This window comes from Mycolicibacterium holsaticum DSM 44478 = JCM 12374, from assembly GCF_019645835.1.
Taxonomy (GTDB): Bacteria; Actinomycetota; Actinomycetes; order Mycobacteriales; family Mycobacteriaceae; genus Mycobacterium; species Mycobacterium holsaticum.
In genome coordinates, this window is the sequence record NZ_CP080998.1 from 2890551 (window position 1) to 2911263 (window position 20713).

Genomic DNA, 20713 nt, shown 5'->3' on the forward strand with positions numbered 1-20713 from the left:
CAACCTGCGGTTATCAGCTAATCGGGGTCAACACGAAAACCGGGATCACCCGATCGGTCTTCTCCTGGTACTCGGCGTAGTCGGGCCAGGCCGCGACCGCGCGTTCCCACCAGGTCGCCTTGTCGTCCCCGAACACCTCGCGCGCCTCGTAGTCCCTGGTCACCGCGCCGTCCTGCAACTCCACCCGGGGATGCGCCTTGACGTTGTGATACCAGACCGGGTGCTTGGGCGCCCCGCCCAGCGACGCCACGATCGCGTATTCACCGTCGTGTTCCACCCTCATCAGCGGCGTCTTGCGGATCTTGCCGGTCTTCGCCCCCACGGTGGTCAGCAGGATGAGCGGCTTGCCCTTCATCTGGGCGCCCTCGGTGCTGCCCGACTCCAAGATCTGGTCGGCGTGTTCGCGCACCCAGTCCCACGGGCTGGGTTCATAATCTCCGGAAAGTGGCATGTCACCACCTTAGAACGGTGGCAACTCCGTCGCCCTGATCCGGTGTTTCGGCTAGCCGAAATCTTTGTTGCGAGCTATCGTGTAGCCGTGACCGTGCACGACGAAGTCAGCATCGCCGGTGTCCCCTGGCCGGTGTACAAGGTGCTGTCCATCGTCATCGGCTTTCTGATCTTGGCGATCGTGGCGTTCGCGACGACGTCCGCCGCCCCCGCGGTGCTGGCCGGCGCGGCCGCCGCCACCGTGACCTGGGTGGCGCTTCGCCCGTTTTCGCGCCCGGATTAATTTCGGCGAGTCCCGCGGCCTAACCGCGACCGGCGTACGACGCTGACCGACCGCCGCGTCAGCCGCCCAGGCAGCCGGGGCCGAGCAGCGCCTTGAGGTCGCCCATCAACGCCGACGACGGCGTCACCCGCAGCGACGAATCCAGTTCCAGCGTGGTGATGCGCTCGCCGCTGATCAGCCGCAGATGAACTTGCGAGGTGCCCGGGTGGCGGGCCAGCACCTGTTTGAGCGCGCTGACCTTGTCGACGGTGCACTGCCGCGTCGGCAGGCTGACCGCCAGCGGCCGGTCCAGCACGGCGTTGGAGAAGTCCGGCACCACCAACTCGTTGGCGATCAGCGAGATCCGGTCGTCGCGGATGGCCACCTTCGCCCCGACCAGCACGACGGCGTCATCGGCGATCTCCGCGCCGAACGTGGAGTACGTCTGCGGGAAGAACAACACCTCGATGCCGCCGGTCAGGTCCTCCAATTGCGCTGAGGCCCACGGTAACCCGTTCTTGTTCACCCGCCGGTTCACCGAGGCGAGGATGCCGCCGACGCGCACCTGGGTGTCGTTGGCGACGTCACCGTCGAGGATCGCGGGGATCTGCGTGTCGACCTGCGCGGTCAGCAGGTGCGCAATGCCGTTGAGCGGGTGGCCCGACACGTACAGGCCCAGCATCTCGCGTTCGAGGGCGAGCTTGTGCTTGTCCTCCCACTCCTCGTCGGGCACCTTGATCGTGAAGACCGCGTCGGTGGCGGTGTCGGCGCCGCCGAACAGGTCGAACTGGCCCATCGCCTCGGCCTTCTTGGTGCCGAGCACCGAATCGACGGCGTCGGTGTGCACCAGGAACAAGCCCTTGCGCGGATGCCCCAGCGAGTCGAACGCGCCCGCCTTGATCAGCGACTCGGTGACCTTCTTGTTGCAGGCCGCGATCTCGATCTTGTTCAGGTAGTCGGAGAAGTCGATGTACTTGCCCTTGGCGGTGCGCGTATTGATCAGGGAGGCAACGACGTTCGCGCCGACGTTGCGCACCGCGCCCAGTCCGTAGCGGATGTCCTCGCCCACGGATGCGAAGTTCACCGCGGACTCGTTGACGTCCGGGGGCAGCACCGTGATGCCGAGCCTGCGGCAGTCCGAGAGGTAGACGGCCGCCTTGTCCTTGTCGTCGCCCACCGACGTCAGCAGCCCGGCCATGTACTCGGCCGGATAGTTGGCCTTGAGGTAGGCGGTCCAGTAGGACACCAGCCCGTAGCCGGCGGCGTGTGACTTGTTGAACGCGTAGTCGGCGAACGGCAGCACGGTGTCCCACAGCGCCTTGATCGCGGCGGCGGAGAAGCCGTTGGCCTTCATCCCGTCGGAAAAGCCTTCGTACTCCTTGTCGAGCACCTCGCGCTTCTTCTTGCCCATCGCCTTGCGCAGAATGTCGGCTCGGGCCAGCGAGTAGCCGGCCACTTTCTGCGCGATGCGCATGATCTGCTCTTGGTAGACGATCAGGCCGTAGGTCTCGGCAAGAATGTCTCGGAGAGCGTCCTCCAATTCGGGGTGGATCGGTTTGATCCCCTGACGCCCGTTCTTGCGGTCGGCGTAGTCGTTGTGGGCGTTCATGCCCATCGGGCCGGGCCGGTACAGCGCCAGCACCGCGACGATGTCCTCGAACCCGGTGGGTTGCATCCGGCGCAGCAGGTCGCGCATCGGCCCGCCGTCGAGCTGGAACACGCCCAAGGTGTCGCCGCGGCCCAGCAGTTCGTAGGTCGCCGGGTCGTCCATCGCGACGGTGTCCAGGTTCAGATCGATACCGCGGTTGGCCCGGATGTTCTCCAGCGCGTCGCCGATGATCGTCAGGTTGCGCAGGCCCAGGAAGTCCATCTTCAGCAGGCCGATTTCTTCGCAGGACGGATAGTCCCAGCCGGTGATGACGGCGCCGTCCTGTGGCCGTTTCCACAGCGGGATCGCGTCGATCAGCGGTTCGGAGCTCATGATCACCGCGCAGGCGTGCACTCCGGCGTTACGGACCAAACCCTCGAGACCGCGCGCGGTTTCGTAGATGGTGCGCACGTCGGGGTCGGTGTCGATCAGGTTGCGGACCTCGGCGGCCTCCTTGTACCGCTCATGGTTGGGGTCGGTGATGCCGGCGACCGGGATGTCCTTGGCCATGATCGGCGGCGGCAACGCCTTGGTGATCCGGTCGGCGATGGCGAACCCGGGCTGCCCGTAGTGCACCCGGGCCGCGTCCTTGAGCGCGGCCTTGGTCTTGATGGTGCCGAACGTGATGACCTGCGCGACACGGTCGTTGCCCCACCGCTCGGCGGCGTAGCGCACCATCTCACCGCGGCGGCGGTCGTCGAAGTCGATGTCGATGTCGGGCATCGACGCGCGTTCGGGGTTGAGGAACCGCTCGAACAGCAACCCGTGTTCGATCGGGTCGATGTCGGTGATCCGCAACGCGTAAGCGACCAGCGACCCGGCCGCCGAACCGCGGCCCGGCCCGACGCGGATGTCCACCGAGCGCGCGTAGTTGATCAGGTCGGCCACGATCAGGAAGTACGACGGGTAGCCCTTGGCGCAGATGACGTCGATTTCGTAGGCCGCCCGGTCGACGTACTCCTGCGACACACCGGCCGGGAAGCGTCGCGCCAGCCCGGCGTCGACCTCGCGGCGCAGCCAGGACGCCTGGTCGTGGCCCTCCGGCACCGGGAAGGTCGGCATCCGGTCGCGCTGTTCCCATACCTCGGCGTACGACGACACCCGCTCGGCGATCAGCAGCGTGGCATCGCAGGCCCCCGGGATCTGGTCATCCCACAGGGCGCGCATCTCGGCGGCGGACTTCAGGAAATATCCGTCACCGTCGAACTTGAACCGGTTGGGATCCGACAGCGTCTTTCCGGTCTGGATGCACAACAGCGCCTCGTGGTTCTGGGCGGCGTCGCGCGTCACGTAGTGGCAGTCGTTGGTGGCCAGCGGCGGAATACCGAGCTTTTGCCCGATCTCCAGCAGGCCCTCGCGCACGCGCCGCTCGATGTCCAGGCCGTGGTCCATCAGCTCGAGGAAGAAATTGTCCGGCCCGAAGATCTCCCGCCATTTGGCGGCGGCCTCGAGCGCCTCCCGCTGATGGCCCAGCCGCAGCCGCGTCTGCACCTCCCCGGACGGGCACCCGGTGGTGGCGATGATGCCCTCGGCATGTTCGGCGATGATCTCGGCGTCCATCCGCGACCACTTGCCCAACTGGCCCTCGAACGACGCCAGCGACGACAGCTTGAACAGGTTGCGCAGCCCGGTCGCGTTCTCGGCGACCATCGTCATGTGGGTGTAGGACCCGCTGCCCGACACGTCGTCGCTCTTCTGGCTCGGATCGCCCCACAGCACGCGTTTCGTCTCGAACCTCGACGCCGGCGCGATATAGGCCTCCACGCCGATGATCGGCTTGATGCCGACCTCGGTCGCCTTGTTGTAGAACTCGCTGGCGCCGAACATGTTTCCGTGATCGGTCATGCCGACCGCGGGCATCTCCAGCCGCTGCGCCTCGGTCAGCATCGGGGTGATCTTCGCGGCGCCGTCCAGCATCGAGTACTCGGTGTGGTTGTGGAGGTGGACGAAGGACCGCGAATACGAACCGCTCATAGGCAGGCCAGTCTATGGCCGCGCTCCGACACTTCCCGGCGTGTCGCGCTGCGTGTCTCTGGACGGCCTGCCGAACCCCTATTCCGCGTCGGTTTCGGCCCACCTGCGGGCCACGCCGACAGTGAGCGGACGCGCCGATGCCGCGCCGTCCAGCAATCCACCTTTGAGGAGTCGATGTAGTTGCTTGGCAATGTCATTGGCGTCGTTGGTCGAGTGTACGAAGCCGGCGAAGAAGCCCATCCCCCAGCACATCGCGGACAGCATGTCGGCGACGGCACCGGCGTCGGTGCCGTCGGGGATCTCGCCGCACCGGACCGCGTCCTCGATCATCCAGCGGTAGAACCCGCTCACCGCGTCGGCGAGGGGCGACCTGCCGTCGCGCAGCGAGGGATTTCGGTGCAGTTCCAGCCGCGACGCGATGATGAACCGGGTGACCGACCCGTCCGACGCGTCCGACCGGCGCGCGGCGTCGACGAACGCCGCCAGTTGTTTCAGCAGGCCGCGTTCGCGCTTGGCCCCCGCAATGCAAACGGCGACGTACGCATGCGCCTGCTCGGCCAACTCGTCGTAGATCTGCTCTTTGGTGTCGAAGTAGTAGTGCATGGTCGGGCGACTGAACCCGGCGCGCTGGGCGATGGCCTGGAACGTCGCCGCTTCGTAGCCACGTTCGTTGATCACGTGGCGGGCGGCGCGCAGGATGTTCGCGCGCGTCTCGGCCGAATCGGTCCCGGACGGCCGACCACGCCCGCGTCGATCCGACACGGGCTGGCTCCGACAGGTCACGAGCAAACGCTATGGCATTGCTGATTCAAGGTCAACAGCAACGATCTTGTGGCGGGTTACGGGTTAGCTGGCTCGGCGGTCGGCGTGGGCGCACGCCGATCGACTGTGGCGCGGCGCACCGCGTCGACGCTGAACACCAGCAGCGCCGTCCAGATCAGCCCGAAACCCAGCCAGCGCGCCGGCGGCATCGGCTCACCGCCGACGGCCACGCCCCAGGCCATCTGAAGGGCCGGGTTCAGGTAGAACAGCACGCCGAGCGTCACCAGCGGCAGGCGTTGCGCGGCAGCGGCGAAGAGCAGCAACGGGATTGCCGTCACCGGCCCGGCCAGCAACAGCAACGCCGCCTGATCGGGTCCCTGGTTGACGAAGTGCGCGTGCTCGGCGACCTGCAACCACACCAGGTAGCCGACCGCGAGCGGCAGCCCCCACAGCGTCTCGACCGTCACGCTCACCCGCGGGTCGGCGTCGACCACCTTCTTGATCAGCCCGTACAGCGCGAACGACACGGCCAGCACCAGCGCGATGTACGGCGGCTCGCCCACCTCGGCGGTCAGGATCGCGACCGCGACGACTGCCAGCGCCAACGCGACCAGCTGCCAGCGGCCCAGCCGCTCGCGGAAGATCACCACCCCCAACGCCACGCTGATCAGCGGGTTGATGAAGTATCCGAGCGCGGCGTCGACCACGTGCCCGTGGGTGACCGCCCAGATGTAGGTGCCCCAGTTCGTCGCGATGAACACCGCCGCGGCCAGCAACTGCAGCCAGGCGCGGCCGCTGAGCCGACGCAGGTCACCGAGCCGGCGGGTGAGCGCGAGGATCACCAGCAGGAACACCGCGCTCCACACGAAGCGGTGCGCGAGGATCTCGGTGGCGGTCGCCGGCAGCAGCAGCAGGAAGAACCCCGGGCACAGCCCCCACCAGACATACGCGCCGACCCCGAACAGCAGCCCGGACCGGCGCGGCTGGGTCACAGTTCGTGATTGCGCAGCACGTCGAGGGCGTGCTGCAGATCGGCAGGGTATGGACTGGTGATCTCCACGCGCCGGCCGTCGGCGGGATGCGCGAAGGCCAACGACCGGGCGTGCAGCCACTGACGGTTCAGGTCAAGGCGTTTTGCCAGCGTCGGGTCCGCGCCGTAGGTGAGGTCGCCGACGCACGGATGGTGCAGGGCCGCAAAGTGCACGCGGATCTGGTGGGTGCGCCCGGTTTCCAGCTCGATGTCGAGCAGGCTCGCGGCCTGGTGGGCCTCGAGGGTGTCGTAGTGGGTGATGCTGTGCCTGCCGTGTTCGGTGACGGCGAACTTCCAGTCGTGCCCGCGGTGGCGGCCGATCGGCGCGTCGATGGTGCCGCTCGACGGGTCGGGATGCCCTTGTACCAGTGCGTGGTAACGCTTTTCGACGGTGCGTTGTTTGAACGCGCGTTTCAGCACGGTGTATGCCCGTTCGGACAGCGCCACCACCATGACGCCCGAGGTACCGACGTCCAGACGGTGCACGATGCCCTGGCGTTCGTGGATGCCCGACGTGCTGATGCGAAACCCCGCTGCGGCCAGCCCGCCCAGCACCGTCGGACCGCTCCATCCGACGGTGGCGTGGGCGGCGACGCCGGGCGGTTTGTCGACGGCGACGATGTCGGCGTCCGAGTACAGGATCGACATGCCGTCGATCTCGACGGGCGTATTCTGCACCGGCTCAGGGGCTTCCGGCAACTGCACGTCCAGCCAGGCCCCGGCGGTCAGCTTGTCGGACTTGCCGGCCCGCGCACCGTCGAGGTTGATACCGCCCTCTTCGGCCATGGCCGCCACCGCGGTGCGCGACAAACCGAGCAGCCGCGCCAACCCGGCGTCCACGCGCATTCCGGCCAGCCCGTCGGGGACCGGCATCGAACGGCTGACCATCAGCCGCCTTCGTCGGCCGACGTGCGCCGGCCCACGGTGTCGAAGTCGAACCCGAACAGCGACAGCACCACCAGCAGGATCGCCCCGCCGACCACCGAGGGGTCGGCCACGTTGAACACCGGCCACCAGCCAATCGACAGGAAGTCGACCACGTGACCGTGCAGCGGCCCCGGCGAGCGGAAGAACCGGTCGACCAGGTTGCCCATCGCGCCGCCGAGGATCATGCCGAGCCCGACCGCCCACCACGGCGACACCAGGCGGCGGCCCATCCAGATGATGCCGATCACCACGCCGGTCGCGATCAACGTCAGCACCCACGTGTAACCGGTGGCCATCGAGAACGCCGCCCCGGAGTTGCGCACCAAGGTCCAGGTCACGGTGTCGCCGATGATTGAAACCGGCTGACCTGGGGTGAGAAGTCTCACCGCCAGCACTTTGGTGATGATGTCGGCCGCCAGCACCACCCCGGCGACGGTGAGCAGCATGCGCAGCCGGCGCCTGGGCGCAGGCTGCGGCGCGTCGCCCTCGGGCGGTTCGGCGGGCCCACCCTCGTCGGTCACCGGCCGGGCCCCCGCGTCGCCCGGTCCCGAGGATTCATCAGTCACTCCCCCATCATTCCAAAGTTTCTATGCGGAAGAATTCCGCCCATGGCTGGCCTCCTCGTCGTGACCACCGGCGGCACCATCGCCGCAAGCGCCGGCGACGACGGAATCAAGCGTCCGTCGCGCAGCGGCGCGGACCTGACCTCGGGTCTGGACGTCGAGGTCGTCGACCTGATGGCCGTCGACAGCTCCCAGCTGACACCGGCGGACTGGGACCGGATCCGCGCGGTGCTGCCCGGGGACGCCGCGGGTGTCGTGATCACCCACGGAACCGACACCATGGAGGAGACGGCGCTGTGGCTGGAGCTCACCTACGACGGCGCGGTGCCGGTGGTGCTCACCGGTGCGCAACGCAGCGCCGACGCTGCCGACGCCGACGGGCCTGCCAACCTTCGTGACGCGCTGACCGTCGCGGCCAGCCCGGCGGCACGCGGTCTGGGTGTCGCGGTGAGCTTCGCGGGTACCGTCTGGCAGCCGCTGGGGCTGCAGAAGGTGACGACGGGCGATCTGCAGTGTTTCGACGGCCGCGCGGTCGGGGCGGTGGCGGACGGCGCCGTCACCCTGCACACCGCCAAAGAGCGGCCGTTTCTCGGTGAGCTGTCGGCGGAGAGCGCGCCGCGGGTCGACATCATCGCGACGTATCCGGGCGGGGACGCGGTGGCGCTGGATGCGTGTGTGGCCGCAGGAGCCCGCGGAATCGTGGTGGCGGCGCTCGGCGCAGGCAACGCCGGGCAGGCGCTGATCGAGGGGGTGCGTCGGCACTGCGGTGCCGGTGTCGCGGTGGCGGTGGCCACCCGGGTTCCCGGCGGCCGGGTCACCGCGAGCTACGGTCCCGGCGCAGCGCTCGTCGACGCGGGCGCGGTGGTGGTGCCGCGGCTGGCGGCCTCGCAGGCCCGGGTGCTGCTGATGGCCGCGCTGGCCGCCGATCGGCCCGTCGCGCAGACCTTCGCCCGCTGGGGCTGATAAAGAGGAACGGTGACTGTTCGTTGCGTCGCCATCGCCGCCGGGCTGGCCGGCCTGGCCCTGGCCGCGGCACCGGTCGCGGTCGCCCAGCCGGCGCCCGACCTCAACGTCAAGGACATCCGCGACTACCCCGTGGCACAAGGCCGCTACAGCAGCCCCGGCGACTTCTATTACGTCTTCTTCAAGACGCCGGACGGCCTGTCCTGCGGAATCGGACCGAACGGCGGTCCGGTGGGCTGCGACGCCGCACCGCCCGACGCGCCGCCGGGCACCAACCAGACCGTCGTCAACAGCTGGGCGCCCGCGCAGTACCGCCACTCCGACATCGCCACATTCACCCGCGACGTCGACGTGCTGCCGGTGGGACACCGGCTGGAGAACTGGGGCGCGTCGTGTGCGGTCGAAGACGTGGGCGTGGTGCGCTGTGAGACCTACAACGCGCACGGGTTCATCCTGGCCACCAACTACGGCGAGCTCTGGTAGCGGCTGAGGTCGGCGAGGTAGTCCGACCAGTCCAGGCTGTCGACCGGGTTGGCGCGGGTGATGTCGGCGCTGTCGTCGGGAAATGTGCGCGCGATGCCTGGTCCGGTGGCGCGGGTCTCGAAGCGCACCGTCATCACCCCGTGCCCGGCGCCCTGGATCCAGCCGTGTCCGTGGTCGGTGTGCGTCACGTCGTCGCCGATGCGCCAGGCCGGCGGCGTCGCCGCGACGTCGGTGAGCGTCGGCGGCAACTCGGTGCCCGACACCTCTTCGGCGACCACGTCGAGTTCGGGGAACAGTGACTCCTGGCGCACTTCGGACAGACCCGAAAAGCCCACTCCGACAAGGCGGATCGGTCCGATCTCGACGGGGTCCAGCAGCAGCCGCCGCGCGGTGGCGATCAGGGTGGCGGCGTCGACGGTGGCGTAGGGCAGCGTCGCCGAACGGGTGAGGATGCTCATGTCGGATTTGCGCAGCTTGACGGTCACGGTGCGCGCGCCGCGGCCGTCCTTTTCCAGCCGGGTGTGCGCGTGTTCGCCGATGGAAGCGACCGCCTCACGCAGCTGGTCCAGCGTGGTCAGGTCGGTGGGAAAGGTGGATTCGGCGCTGAGCTGTTTGGCGGGCGCGTTCTCGGCGACGGGCCGCTCGTCGATGCCCTGGGCGAGCCGGTGCAACGCGGGCCCGACGGTGCCGCCGAGGATGTTGGCGGCCTCGGCGTCGCTGAGCGCGGCGAACGAGCCGATGGTCTCGATGCCGAGCCGGTGCAGCTTCTCCTCGGCGACCGGCCCGATGCCCCACAGCCGGCGCACCGGCAACCCGTCGAGCACGACGCGTTCCTCTGCGCGGCGCACCACCCGCACACCGTCGGGCTTGGCCAGGTCAGAGGCGATCTTGGCGACCTGCTTTCCCGATCCGGCGCCGACGGAGGCCACCAGCCCGGTGACGTCGAACACCTTGGCCTTCAACGCCCGGCAGAACTCCTCCACCTGGTCGCCCGTGGCGCCGGCCAGCTCGGCGGGCTCACCGAACGCTTCGTCGAACGAAAGCTGTTCCAGCACAGGCACGACCCGGCGCACGGTGTCGAACACGCGTCGGCTCGCCACCCCGTAGACCACGCCGCGCGGCGGCAACACCACCGCGGACACGCCGACCAGCCGGCGGGCCTGGTGCATCGGCATCGCCGAGCGCGCGCCGAACACCCGCGACTCGTAGCTCGCCCCCGCGACGACGCCGCGTCCGCCGAGCCCGCCCACCAGGACCGGCCGGCCGCGCAGCGTGGGACGGGTCAGCTGCTCGACCGACGCGAAGAACGCGTCCATGTCGAGGTGCAGCACCCAACGACCGTCCACATCTGGTGATGCTATTGGGCCGTGACATCCTGGCGTGGTGGCTAGGGATGAGGTGGCGATCACCGACGACACCATCCGGCTCGGCCAGTTCCTCAAGCTCGCCGGGCTGATCGATTCGGGCGCCGACGCCAAGGCCGTCATCGCCAACGGTCTGGTTTGCGTCAACGACGAGGTCGAGCGCAGACGCGGCAGGAAGCTGCATCCCGGTGACGAGGTTTCGATCGCCGGGCGCACCGCGGTGGTCGCCGGCGGCTGATGTGCGGGCCTTGGGCCGAGTGTGGGGTTAAATCACGCAAAATCGCGAGACGCGTACATCTAGCCAACACTCGGCGCAAAGTTAGTTCTTCGGGACCTCGTTCCTTCTCCGGAGCCGGAACGGGTAGCCGTCGCCCACAGTTCCAGTTATCCATTCGTCGTCGCCGAGACTTAGGGCACCGCTGACCATGTCGAGCCCTGAGTCATCCTGTGCGCGGAGCCGCAGACTCGGATCGGGCTTGATAGTGAAGCGGGTCGCCAACAACTCATTGGCGATGAGATCCTTCAGGTCCTCGCGCCAACCACTGGGAAATCCTCGAACGGTCAACTCCAATTCGATGCGGTCGCCGATATCGAGACCGCCGCGCCGCCGGGCTTCCTGAAACTCGCGAATCATGTCGCGCGCCCAGCCCTCGGCTTCCAACTCCGGGGTCAGCGTGGCGTCCAGCACCACCAGCCCGGCGCCGTCGGGCAGCGCCGCGGTGTAGTCGGGGTCGGCCGCCACCAGCCGCGAGCTGTACTCCTCGGGTTGCAGCACCGCCGGCCCGGCGCTCAACGTCCCGTCGGGGTTGGCGACGGCCTCGCCCGCCTTGACCGCCTTGATCGCGGCCTGCACGTCCTTGCCGAGCCGCGGGCCGGCCACCTTCGCGTTGACGGTGAGCTCGAAGCGACCGTACGCCGCGATGTCGTCGCTCAACTCCACCGCCTTGACGTTGAGCTCGTCGGCGATGAGATCGGCGAAGGGCCGCAGCCGTTGCGGGTTCTCCACCGCCACAGTCAGTTTCGGCAACGGCAACCGCACCCGCAGCTTCTTGGCCTTGCGCAACGACGATCCCGCCGAGGCCACCTCGCGGACCAGGTCCATGGTGGCGACGAGTTCGGGGTCGGAAGGCAGCAGGTCGGCCTGCGGCCAGTCGGTCAGGTGCACCGAGCGCTCCCCCGTCACGCCGCGCCAGATCACCTCGGTGGTCAACGGCAGCAGCGGTGCGGCCAACCGGGAGGTGACCTCCAGCACCGTGTGCAGCGTGTCGATGGCTTCGGGATCCTCCTCCCAGAACCGCGACCGCGACCGGCGGACATACCAATTCGTCAGCGCGTCGGTGAACTGGCGCAGCTCGTCGCAGGCCCCGGAGATGTCGCAGCCGTCCAGGGCCTCGGTGAGATCGTCACGCAGCACGGCGAGCTTGGCCAGGATGTAGCGGTCCAGCACATGCTTGGACTCGGTGCGCCACGTGCCCTTCTTCGGCGCGTACAGGCACAGGAACGTGTAGGCGTTCCACAGCGGCAGCAACACCTGGCGTACGCCCTCGCGGATGCCCTGCTCGGTGACGATGAGGTTGCCGCCGCGCAAGATCGGTGAGGCCATCAGGAACCAGCGCATCGCGTCGGAACCGTCGCGGTCGAACACCTCGGTGACATCGGGGTAGTTGCGCAGCGACTTGCTCATCTTCTGGCCGTCGTTACCCAGCACGATGCCATGTGCCACACAGGTTTTGAACGCGGGCTTGTCGAACAGCGCGGTGGCCAGCACGTGCAGCGTGTAGAACCAGCCGCGGGTCTGGCCGATGTACTCGACGATGAAGTCGCCCGGGAAGTGCGGCTCCTCCGCCCCCCGCCCCGTGAACCAGTCGGCGTTCTCGAACGGATAGTGCACCTGCGCGAACGGCATCGACCCCGAGTCGAACCACACGTCGAGCACATCCTCGATGCGCCGCATGGTCGAGCGGCCGGTGGGATCGTCGGGGTTGGGCCGGGTCAACTCGTCGATGTAGGGCCGGTGCAGGTTGTCGGGGCGCACCCCGAAATCGCGCTCCAGCTCGTCGAGGCTGCCGTAGACGTCGATCCGCGGATATGCCGGATCGTCGGACTTCCACACCGGAATCGGGGTGCCCCAGTAGCGGTTCCGTGAGATCGACCAGTCCCTGGCACCGGCCAGCCACTTGCCGAACTGACCGTCCTTGACGTGCTCGGGATACCACGTGATGTCCTGGTTCAGCTCGACCATGCGGTCGCGGAACTCGGTCACCTTGATGAACCACGACGACACCGCCCGGTAGATCAGCGGGTTGCGGCACCGCCAGCAGTGCGGATAGGAGTGGTCGTAGGTCTCGTGGCGCAGCAGCACCGCGCCGTTCACCGCGGCAGGCCCGCCCTGGTTCTTCAGGTCGCGGATGATCTGTGGGTTGGCGTCGAAGACGTGCTGGCCGGCGTAGTCCGGCACGGTGTCGTCAAAACGCCCCCTGGCATCGACCGGGGTGACGGCGACGATGCCCGCGGCCCGGGCGGTGGCCATATCGTCCTCGCCGTAGGCCGGTGCCATGTGCACGATGCCGGTGCCGTCCTCGGTGCTGACGAAGTCGGCGGGCAGCACCGCAAACGCGTTGCCTGCGTCGGCGGTGAAGTACGGGAACGGCGGCAGATAGCGCACACCGATCAGGTCGCGGCCCGCGACGGTGCCCAGCACCTCGGGCTCCTCGCCGAGTTCGCGTGCGTATGCCGCGACCCGCGCCTGCGCCAGCACGTAGCGCCTGCCGTCGAGTCCCCGGACATGGACGTAGGCGACGTCCGGGTTGACCGCGACCGCCTGGTTGGACGGCAGCGTCCACGGCGTGGTGGTCCAGATCAGCAGGTACGCGCCCGCAAGCTCGGAGCGCGGCCCGCCGGCGACCCGAAAGCCCACGGTGATCGCCGGGTCCTGCCTGCTCTGGTAGACGTCGTCGTCCATCCGCAACTCGTGGCTGGACAGCGGCGTCTCGTCGTTCCAGCAGTACGGCAACACGCGGTTGCCTTCGTAGGCAAGGCCCTTGTCCCAGAGCTGTTTGAACGCCCAGATCACCGACTCCATGAAGCCGATGTCGAGGGTCTTGTAGTCGTTGTCGAAGTCCACCCAGCGGGCCTGGCGGGTGACGTAGGCCCGCCATTCGTCGGTGTACTTGAGCACCGAGGCCCGGCAGGCGTCGTTGAACTTCTCGATGCCCATCTCTTCGATCTGCGCCTTGTCGGTGATGCCGAGCTGGCGCTGCACCTCGAGTTCGGCGGGTAGGCCGTGGGTGTCCCAGCCGAACCGGCGCTCCACCTTGTAGCCGCGCATGGTGCGGTACCGCGGCACGATGTCCTTGACGTAGCCGGTGAGCAGGTGCCCGTAGTGCGGCAGGCCGTTGGCGAACGGCGGGCCGTCGTAGAACACGTACTCCGGTGCGTCGGCGCGGCGGGCGATGCTGGCGCGGAACGTGTCGTCGCGGTCCCAGTAGGAAAGCACGTCGGATTCCAGCGCCGGGAAGTTCGGCGCTCCGCTGCTCGGCTTCGGATAGGCGGTCACGGGTTTCCTGTGCCTTTCGTCGCAAGGCACGGGGACGACGTCGCGCGGTGCGCGAGCGCCGCGGTACCACCCCGCTTGCGCGCCCCGCCTTCCCGACGATGCGCGCCGCTCAACTTCGGGCGATCACGGGCCCACCCGTTCGGTTCTACTTGGCTGGTTCAGCTGTTCTTCCGAAAGCTCCCCGGTGATGGCCGGATCGACGCCGATGAGCCGATTCTAATGGTCAGAACGGCGGAAGCGCGTCCGAGGTCATCTCGTAGAGGGACAGCGGGAACTGCTCGCTGAGTTCGGAGACCGTGTGGCTGGCGAACCGGTTGATGTCGTACCACCAGTCGACGTGCACGTCACCGGCGGTGCGATACACCCGGACCTCCAACATGTGGCCGAGGGCCGAGGGCGTCTCCTGGACGGGTTCGGTGCCCTCGGGCACCTCACCGATGAAGTTGAAGTACACCTCCGAGGGCGCCGTCGAGTCGCTTTCCGCACCTGCCGCCAGTGCGCGGTGCACCGCAGCCAGCACCTCGGTGGAGTTCATCTGCCGGGCAGTCGCGCAGGTCAGCGGAACGGCGTCGAGAAGCGGGCCGCGCCCGTTTGCCACGTCGACCGCGACCAGGCCGTCGCCGAGGGTTCGGGCGATGGTCCTGCTCAGCGCTCCCAGCAGGATCTCGTCGGAGGGCAGACCGAGCCATTCGGTGGCGCCGTCCAACTCAGCCGTCAGCTCGGCGCTGGCAGGTGTGGACAGTTTGGCCATACCGACCGGACTGTTCGGGTCTGTGATCTTCGCGATCTCGTAGTCGGCGATCCTGACCGTTGCTAGAGCAAAATCGCCGAGGGGATGCCGAACCTCTTTCGTCGGCGTACCCACAGAGGGAGCAACCATGGGAACAAGATAGCCCACATGTCCCAAATATGGGAGATGCCTCCCAAAACTGTGACGGCAGTGTCAATTAAGGCAACCATTTGTAGTTTGCGGATGGCACTGCCCAAGGCAGGAAGATTGGTTTAAGGTATGAGGGTGCCACGTACCGACGAGAACGGCAGACAGCTAAAAGCCCTGCTCGATTATCTCCTGGACGGCGATGTCGAGGCCAAGGACATCTACGACGCGCTGGGAACGTCGAGCAGCACGTATTACCGGCGTATCAAGGAATCCGACTATCCGGACGCCGAAGAGCTGCGGCGGGTTTCGGACAGGTTCGGCCTCAGTTATCCCGATCTGCAAATCAGATTCGGATTGATGAGCAGGCAAGAAGTTTGGAATTACGTGGAGTCCCCGGCATTCACGGTCACCGCTGTCCGGGAAACGAAAACCATCCGCACGTCGCGTCCCCCCAAACTGTCTGAGCTCAAGCCGCGCAGCGACGCACCCCCGCTCTAGCCCTATACTTTGCTGAGTACACCGCGGCTCGAAGGCGACATCAATGGCTCTGGCAACGCTCATCGGGATCACGCTTTGCTGTATCGCGTGGAGCCTGTGGATTAGGCGCGTCACATGGTCATCGCGGTGGGAGTTTGCGGCAACCCTCAACATCGCTTTGCAGGGTGGTGCCGTCGTGCTGATGTCACCGTGGGCCTCCGACACCGTCGGCGTCGCGCTGCACGCACTCACCGGCAAATACAACCTCGAGGACTACCTCGGCCACGACCTCTATATCGTCGCCGCCTCCGCGGTGGTCTACAACACCCTGGGCCGGCTGCAAGATGACCATGACCTGCAGCGGTCGTTCAAGCAATACGTCGAGTTGCCCGCGACCTTGTGCATCCCGCTGCTGCTGGTCACGTTCACGCTCGGCAACGGCGCCAAGATCTACAAGCCGGACTTCTTCACGGTGCCCACCGACTTCTGGCTCAACATGTACTGGCTGCTGCTCTGCGCCACCCTGATCTACTTGCTGGGCTACGGCGCACGGGCGCTGCTGGTACTGCGTCAGGATCCGCGCTCGCGCAAGGTCGCCAACATCTACCTCGTCGCGTCCGCTTCGGGGGTGGCCGCCTGCCTGGCGCGGCTTGCCACGGCCTTCATCCCCCAGCTGCAGGCGTGGGACAACGGCTCTGCGATCGTGTGGGTGTTCGCGTGCGGCTGCGGTGCCGGGTTCGCGATCACCTCGGCGGAGTCGTGGCGCAACAAGACCAAGTGGTTCACCAGCGTCGACCACTGAGGGCTAGCCGGCCACCGATTTGCGCACCGGGTAGTACGGCGCACCGAACTCGGGCACCGTCTGATATCCCCGCCTGCGGGCACGGGCCGCGTCGCGCCGGATCAACGTCCCGAGCCCTGCGAATGTGACCTGGTCGAAGACCATCCTGGTGAGCAGCCGGTTGTGCACGAAGCCGAACGACAGTCCGCTCGACGGGTCGGCCCAGCCCACCGAACCGGCCAGCCCGGCGTGCCCGAACCCGGGCAGGAACCCCGGTGGGAACGGCACCGAGTGGTAGCCCAGATGAAAACTCAACGGCACGAAGATGTTTCGGTCCGGCCAGAACACCGGTTTCCCGGTCAGCCCCGCAACCCGCTCCCGCGAGAGGAATTCGGTGTCTGCGATGCGGCCACCGTTGGCGATCGCGCCGTACATCTTGGCCAGCCCCCTGGCGGTGGCCACCCCGTTGGCGGCTGGGATCTCGGCGTCCAGGAACGGGATGTCGCCCTGCACGACGGCCTTCATGCCCGGGAAGTACATCGAGCCGAACATGCCCGAGATGCCCAGCGCCGCGACCCGCGGCGCGATGAAGTTGAAGATCGGGTTGGCCAGCGAGCCCTGCGGCGCCAGAATCTGCGCGGCGCGGGTGGGCGCCTCGGCCGGCGGCCGGCCCAGGTGCAGCCCGTCGGTGTTGAGCGGCTCGGCGAGTTCCTCGCGGATCAGGTCGCGCATCCCCTTGCCGGTGACGGCGCGCCCCAGCCCGGACATCAGCCAGCCGTAGGTCAGCGCGTGATAGGCCTGGTGGCCGTACAGCAGCCGATTCACCGGCGCGGCGGCGACCCGCTGCTCCATCGCCTGGTGGCTGAGCAACTCGGCCTTGGTGCAGCCGTTGAGGTGGGACAGCCCGGCGCGGTGCTGCATCACCTCGCGCACCGTGATGGCGCCCTTGCCGTTGGCGCCGAACTCCGGCCAGTATTCGGCGACCGGCCTGTCGTAGTCGATCAGCCCGCGGTCGGCCAGCCGGTGTATGACGGTCGAGGCCATGCCTTTGGTGACCGAGAAGACCATGGCGCCGGTGTCGGCGGTCCAGTACTCGGTGCCGCGCCGGTCGGAGTATCCGGTCCACACGTCGACGACGGGCTCGCCGTGCAGGCAGACCGACAGGGCGCCACCGCCGAACCGGCGCCCGGGGAACAGTTGCGCGAAGGCGCGCAGGCTGCAACCGAAGTTCGCATCCGCAGCGCCCTGGACACCGTGCGGGAGCGCGGCGCTGCGCTCCCGATTATTGACGTACGCCACAATGTATTGAATTTACCTGGTGGGCTGGCAAATAAACCAGGCGTTACCCATTCGTTAGGTCAGCGCAGTTCAGCGGCATCCAGAAGCTGTTGCGCAGCAAGCGCAGGGGTCAGCTCGCCGGACCTGACCTGACGCTCGACCTCGCCGCGGATTTCCTTTACTGCCGGATGGGACAGCACACGGTCCAGCACGGCATCCCGCACCATCGACCAGGTCCAGTCCACCTGCTGGTCGCGCCGGCGCGCCTCGAACTGGCCCGCATCGGTGAGCACCTGGCGGTGCTTGAGCACCGTCTCCCACAACTCGGCGAGACCGACGCCTTCCAGCGCGCTCATCGTGAGCACCGGCGGCCGCCAGAGCGTCTCGCCCGGATAGATCAGCCGGATGGCCTGGCTGAGCTCGCGGGCGGCCATGCGGGCCTCCACCGCATGCTCGCCGTCGGCCTTGTTCACCACGACGACGTCGGCGAGTTCCAGGACGCCTTTCTTGATGCCCTGCAACTGATCTCCGGTGCGGGCCAGGGTCAGGAACACGAAGGTGTCCACCATGTCGGCGACGGTCACCTCGGACTGACCCACCCCGACGGTCTCGACCAGGATCACGTCGAAGCCGGCGGCCTCCAGCAGCACGATGGTCTCCCGGGTGGCCTTGGCGACCCCGCCCAGCGTGCCCGACGTCGGCGACGGGCGGATGTATGCGTCGGGGTGCACCGCCAGCCGCGCCATCCGGGTCTTGTCGCCCAGAATCGATCCGCCGGTGCGGGTGGACGACGGGTCGACGGCCAGCACCGCGACGCGATGACCCTGCTCGATGAGGTACATGCCCAGCGCCTCGATCGTCGTCGACTTCCCGACGCCGGGCACCCCGGTGATGCCGACGCGCATGGCGTGGCCGGCTTTCGGCGTCAGCTCGAGCAGCAGTTGCTGGGCCTGCTGCCGATGATCGGCCCGGGTCGATTCCACCAGGGTGATCGCCTTGGCCAGCGCGGCGCGATCCCCCTCGGAAATTCCCGACGCAAGCTTGGTGGCGACCATTTAGCTCAGCTGGTATCCCAACCGCTCGGCCAGCTTGTTCAGCAGGCCGATCGCGGCGTCGGCGATCACGGTGCCGGGCGGGAAGATCGCCGTCGCGCCGGCGGCGTACAGCTCGTCGAAATCCCCGGGCGGGATCACCCCGCCGACCACGATCATGATGTCGGGCCGGCCGACCTCGGCCAGCGCCTCGCGCAACGCGGGCACCAGCGTGAGGTGCCCGGCGGCCAGCGACGACACCCCGACCACGTGCACGTCGTTGTCGGCGGCCTGGCGCGCCACCTCTTCCGGGGTGGAGAACAGCGAGCCGACGTCGACGTCGAACCCGATGTCGGCGAACGCGGTTGCGATGACCTTCTGCCCGCGGTCGTGGCCGTCCTGCCCCATCTTGGCCACCAGGATGCGCGGCCGGCGTCCGTCGGCCTCGGCGAACTTCTGCACCAACTCGCTCGCGCTTGAGATGTTGCTGACCTTTCCGACCTCGTCGCGGTAGACCCCGGCGATGGTACGGATTTCGGCCTGATGGCGGCCCCAAACCTTCTCCAACGCGTCGGAAATCTCCCCGACGGTGGCCTTCGCGCGGGCGGCGTTGACGGCGAGCTCGAGCAGGTTTCCTTCCGATTCCGCGGCGCGGCTCAACGCCGCCAGCGCGGCGTCGACGGCACCCTGGTCGCGGTCGGCCCGCAGCTGCTCCAGCTTGGCGAGCTGCTCGGCGCGCACCCTGCTGTTCTCGACCTTGAGCACCTCGATCTCTTGGTCGGTGCCATCACCGGTGGCGACCTGGTACTTGTTGACGCCGATCACCGGTTGGGCGCCGGAGTCGATGCGCGCCTGGGTGCGTGCGGCCGCCTCCTCGATGCGCAGCTTGGGGATGCCGTCGCTGATCGCCTGGGCCATCCCGCCATGTTCGTCGACCTCACGGAGGTGTTCGCGGACCTTGTCCACGAGCGCCTGGGTCAGCGACTCGACGTAGTAGGAGCCGCCCCACGGGTCGATCGGCCGGGTGGTGCCGGACTCCTGGGCCAACAGCAGCTGCGTATTGCGGGCGATGCGCGCGGAGAAGTCCGTCGGCAGCGCCAGCGCCTCGTCGAGCGCGTTGGTGTGCAGCGACTGGGTATGACCCTGCGTGGCCGCCATCGCCTCGATGCAGGTGCGGGCGACGTTGTTGAACGGGTCCTGCGCGGTCAACGACCAGCCCGAGGTCTGCGAATGTGTGCGCAATGACCTGGATTTCGGGTTCTTGGGTTCGAACTGCGCGACCAACTCGCTCCACAGCAGCCGGCCGGCGCGCAGCTTGGCCACCTCCATGAAGAAGTTCATGCCGATGCCCCAGAAGAACGACAGCCGCGGCGCGAACTTGTCGATGTCCAGGCCGGCTTCCAGGCCGGCCTTGATGTACTCCACCCCGTCGGCCAGCGTGTACGCCAGCTCGAGATCCGCTGTCGCGCCGGCCTCTTGGATGTGATAGCCGGAGATCGAGATCGAGTTGAACTTGGGCATCTTCACGCTGGTGTAGCCGAAGATGTCGGAGATGATCCGCATCGACGCCTTGGGCGGATAGATGTAGGTGTTGCGGACCATGAACTCTTTGAGGATGTCGTTCTGAATGGTCCCGGCCAGCTTCTCCGGCGGCACGCCCTGCTCCTCGGCGGCCACCACGTACAGCGCCAGGATCGGCAGCACCGCACCGTTCATGGTCATCGACACCGAAACCGTCGACAGGTCGATACCGTCGAACAGCTGGCGCATGTCCAGAATGGAATCGATTGCCACACCGGCCATTCCGACATCACCCTGCACCCGGGGATGGTCGCTGTCGTAGCCGCGGTGGGTGGCCAGATCGAAGGCCACCGACAGGCCCTTCTGGCCGGCAGCCAGGTTGCGCCGGTAGAACGCGTTGGATTCGGCGGCGGTGGAGAAGCCGGCGTACTGCCGGATGGTCCACGGCTGGTTGACGTACATCGTCGGGTACGGCCCGCGGATGTAGGGCGGTTCGCCGGGAAAGGTGTCCAGCGGATATCCGGCGCCGACGGTCGCGTCGCGGTCGGCGCCGACGTAGACCGGCTTGACGTCGATGCCCTCCGGGGTGTTCCAGGTCAGCTGTTCGGCGGCGTAGCCGTGGGCGGCGGCCGCGGCGTCGATGTGGGCCGCCACGTCGGTCTGCGTCGGCGGCTCCGATGTCCGGTCGGCGCGCAACGGCACGTCGGCGAAGCTTGCGATATCCGCCCCGGCTGCTTTTCCTGCGACGTCGTTGACAGTCATC

The 20713-nt window shown here is 67.7% G+C and carries 18 protein-coding genes; 6 read left to right on the plus strand and 12 right to left on the minus strand.

What is annotated here, in order from left to right; all coding sequences use genetic code 11:
* Positions 1–13: 13 nt before the first annotated feature.
* Complete coding sequence (locus K3U96_RS13955; protein WP_220690090.1) at positions 14–451, minus strand: nitroreductase family deazaflavin-dependent oxidoreductase; 438 nt, start codon at positions 449–451, stop codon at positions 14–16.
* Positions 452–538: 87 nt separating this feature from the next.
* On the opposite strand from K3U96_RS13955, the gene K3U96_RS13960 reads away from it, so the two are divergent.
* Positions 539–733 (plus strand): hypothetical protein, encoded by a 195-nt coding sequence (locus K3U96_RS13960; protein WP_220690091.1) that lies wholly within the window; start codon positions 539–541, stop codon positions 731–733.
* A 58-nt stretch (positions 734–791) separates the two neighbouring features.
* Here the strand turns inward: K3U96_RS13960 and dnaE are convergent, their stop codons facing one another.
* The 5 genes from dnaE to lspA form a co-directional block, all read right to left on the minus strand.
* Entirely contained in the window at positions 792–4334 is a 3543-nt protein-coding gene (gene dnaE, locus K3U96_RS13965) for a DNA polymerase III subunit alpha (protein WP_069403622.1), read from the minus strand.
* Positions 4335–4412: 78 nt separating this feature from the next.
* Positions 4413–5117 carry a TetR/AcrR family transcriptional regulator gene (locus K3U96_RS13970; RefSeq protein WP_220690092.1) on the minus strand — a complete coding sequence of 235 codons (705 nt, stop codon included), beginning with the start codon at positions 5115–5117 and terminating at the stop codon, positions 4413–4415.
* A gap of 56 nt (positions 5118–5173) precedes the next feature.
* Positions 5174–6088 carry an EamA family transporter RarD gene (gene rarD, locus K3U96_RS13975; RefSeq protein WP_069403621.1) on the minus strand — a complete coding sequence of 305 codons (915 nt, stop codon included), beginning with the start codon at positions 6086–6088 and terminating at the stop codon, positions 5174–5176.
* The gene (locus K3U96_RS13980) at positions 6085–7014 is read right to left on the minus strand and encodes an RluA family pseudouridine synthase (protein WP_069403620.1); all 930 of its coding nucleotides are present in this window, start codon (positions 7012–7014) and stop codon (positions 6085–6087) included. The genes rarD and K3U96_RS13980 overlap by 4 nt, the downstream gene beginning before the upstream one ends.
* Positions 7014–7619, minus strand: a complete 606-nt coding sequence (gene lspA / locus K3U96_RS13985; protein WP_069403619.1) for a signal peptidase II — start codon at positions 7617–7619, stop codon at positions 7014–7016. Before lspA ends, K3U96_RS13980 begins: the two co-directional genes overlap by 1 nt.
* Positions 7620–7661: 42 nt before the next feature.
* Here lspA and K3U96_RS13990 point away from each other — a divergent pair, with 42 nt between their 5' ends.
* Both K3U96_RS13990 and K3U96_RS13995 read left to right on the plus strand, forming a co-directional pair.
* Positions 7662–8579 carry an asparaginase gene (locus K3U96_RS13990; protein WP_220690093.1) on the plus strand — a complete coding sequence of 306 codons (918 nt, stop codon included), beginning with the start codon at positions 7662–7664 and terminating at the stop codon, positions 8577–8579.
* Between the two features lie 12 nt (positions 8580–8591).
* A complete protein-coding gene (locus K3U96_RS13995) occupies positions 8592–9062 on the plus strand; it encodes a hypothetical protein (protein WP_220690094.1) in 471 nt (156 codons plus the stop codon).
* On the opposite strand, the gene K3U96_RS14000 is transcribed toward K3U96_RS13995, so the two are convergent.
* Positions 9044–10408 (minus strand): DNA polymerase IV, encoded by a 1365-nt coding sequence (locus tag K3U96_RS14000; RefSeq protein WP_220690095.1) that lies wholly within the window; start codon positions 10406–10408, stop codon positions 9044–9046. The genes K3U96_RS13995 and K3U96_RS14000 overlap by 19 nt on opposite strands.
* Before the next feature lie 37 nt (positions 10409–10445).
* Between K3U96_RS14000 and K3U96_RS14005 the strand changes: the two genes are divergently transcribed.
* Positions 10446–10664 (plus strand): RNA-binding S4 domain-containing protein, encoded by a 219-nt coding sequence (locus tag K3U96_RS14005; protein ID WP_069403652.1) that lies wholly within the window; start codon positions 10446–10448, stop codon positions 10662–10664.
* An 81-nt stretch (positions 10665–10745) separates the two neighbouring features.
* Here K3U96_RS14005 and ileS read toward each other — a convergent pair whose 3' ends face one another.
* The gene (ileS, locus tag K3U96_RS14010; RefSeq protein ID WP_220690096.1) at positions 10746–13982 is read right to left on the minus strand and encodes an isoleucine--tRNA ligase; all 3237 of its coding nucleotides are present in this window, start codon (positions 13980–13982) and stop codon (positions 10746–10748) included.
* 223 nt (positions 13983–14205) lie between these two features.
* On the minus strand, positions 14206–14862 hold the full coding sequence (locus tag K3U96_RS14015) for a hypothetical protein (RefSeq protein WP_220690097.1): 657 nt from the start codon (positions 14860–14862) through the stop codon (positions 14206–14208).
* A 135-nt stretch (positions 14863–14997) separates the two neighbouring features.
* On the opposite strand from K3U96_RS14015, the gene K3U96_RS14020 reads away from it, so the two are divergent.
* Both K3U96_RS14020 and K3U96_RS14025 read left to right on the plus strand, forming a co-directional pair.
* Positions 14998–15360 (plus strand): DNA-binding protein, encoded by a 363-nt coding sequence (locus tag K3U96_RS14020; protein WP_069403651.1) that lies wholly within the window; start codon positions 14998–15000, stop codon positions 15358–15360.
* A 43-nt stretch (positions 15361–15403) separates the two neighbouring features.
* On the plus strand, positions 15404–16141 hold the full coding sequence (locus K3U96_RS14025; RefSeq protein ID WP_069403613.1) for a hypothetical protein: 738 nt from the start codon (positions 15404–15406) through the stop codon (positions 16139–16141).
* Positions 16142–16144: 3 nt separating this feature from the next.
* On the opposite strand, the gene lipL is transcribed toward K3U96_RS14025, so the two are convergent.
* Genes lipL through scpA form a run of 3 tightly spaced genes read right to left on the minus strand, consistent with a single transcriptional unit; the run spans position 16145 to position 20712 of the window.
* Positions 16145–17419, minus strand: coding sequence for an esterase/beta-lactamase LipL (gene lipL / locus K3U96_RS14030; RefSeq protein WP_220690098.1), 1275 nt, complete (start codon positions 17417–17419; stop codon positions 16145–16147).
* 59 nt (positions 17420–17478) lie between these two features.
* A complete protein-coding gene (meaB, locus tag K3U96_RS14035; RefSeq protein WP_220690099.1) occupies positions 17479–18453 on the minus strand; it encodes a methylmalonyl Co-A mutase-associated GTPase MeaB in 975 nt (324 codons plus the stop codon).
* Entirely contained in the window at positions 18454–20712 is a 2259-nt protein-coding gene (scpA, locus tag K3U96_RS14040; protein WP_220690100.1) for a methylmalonyl-CoA mutase, read from the minus strand.
* Position 20713 lies beyond the last annotated feature (1 nt).

Coding starts and splice junctions, on each gene's coding strand:
- K3U96_RS14025 (WP_069403613.1), top strand. CDS start 15,404: ATGGCTCTGGCAACGCTCATCGGGATCACGCTTTGCTGTATCGCGTGG.
- scpA (WP_220690100.1), bottom strand. CDS start 20,712: ATGACTGTCAACGACGTCGCAGGAAAAGCAGCCGGGGCGGATATCGCA.
- K3U96_RS13955 (WP_220690090.1), bottom strand. CDS start 451: ATGCCACTTTCCGGAGATTATGAACCCAGCCCGTGGGACTGGGTGCGC.
- K3U96_RS13990 (WP_220690093.1), top strand. CDS start 7,662: ATGGCTGGCCTCCTCGTCGTGACCACCGGCGGCACCATCGCCGCAAGC.
- K3U96_RS13980 (WP_069403620.1), bottom strand. CDS start 7,014: ATGGTCAGCCGTTCGATGCCGGTCCCCGACGGGCTGGCCGGAATGCGC.
- dnaE (WP_069403622.1), bottom strand. CDS start 4,334: ATGAGCGGTTCGTATTCGCGGTCCTTCGTCCACCTCCACAACCACACC.
- meaB (WP_220690099.1), bottom strand. CDS start 18,453: ATGGTCGCCACCAAGCTTGCGTCGGGAATTTCCGAGGGGGATCGCGCC.
- K3U96_RS14015 (WP_220690097.1), bottom strand. CDS start 14,862: ATGGTTGCTCCCTCTGTGGGTACGCCGACGAAAGAGGTTCGGCATCCC.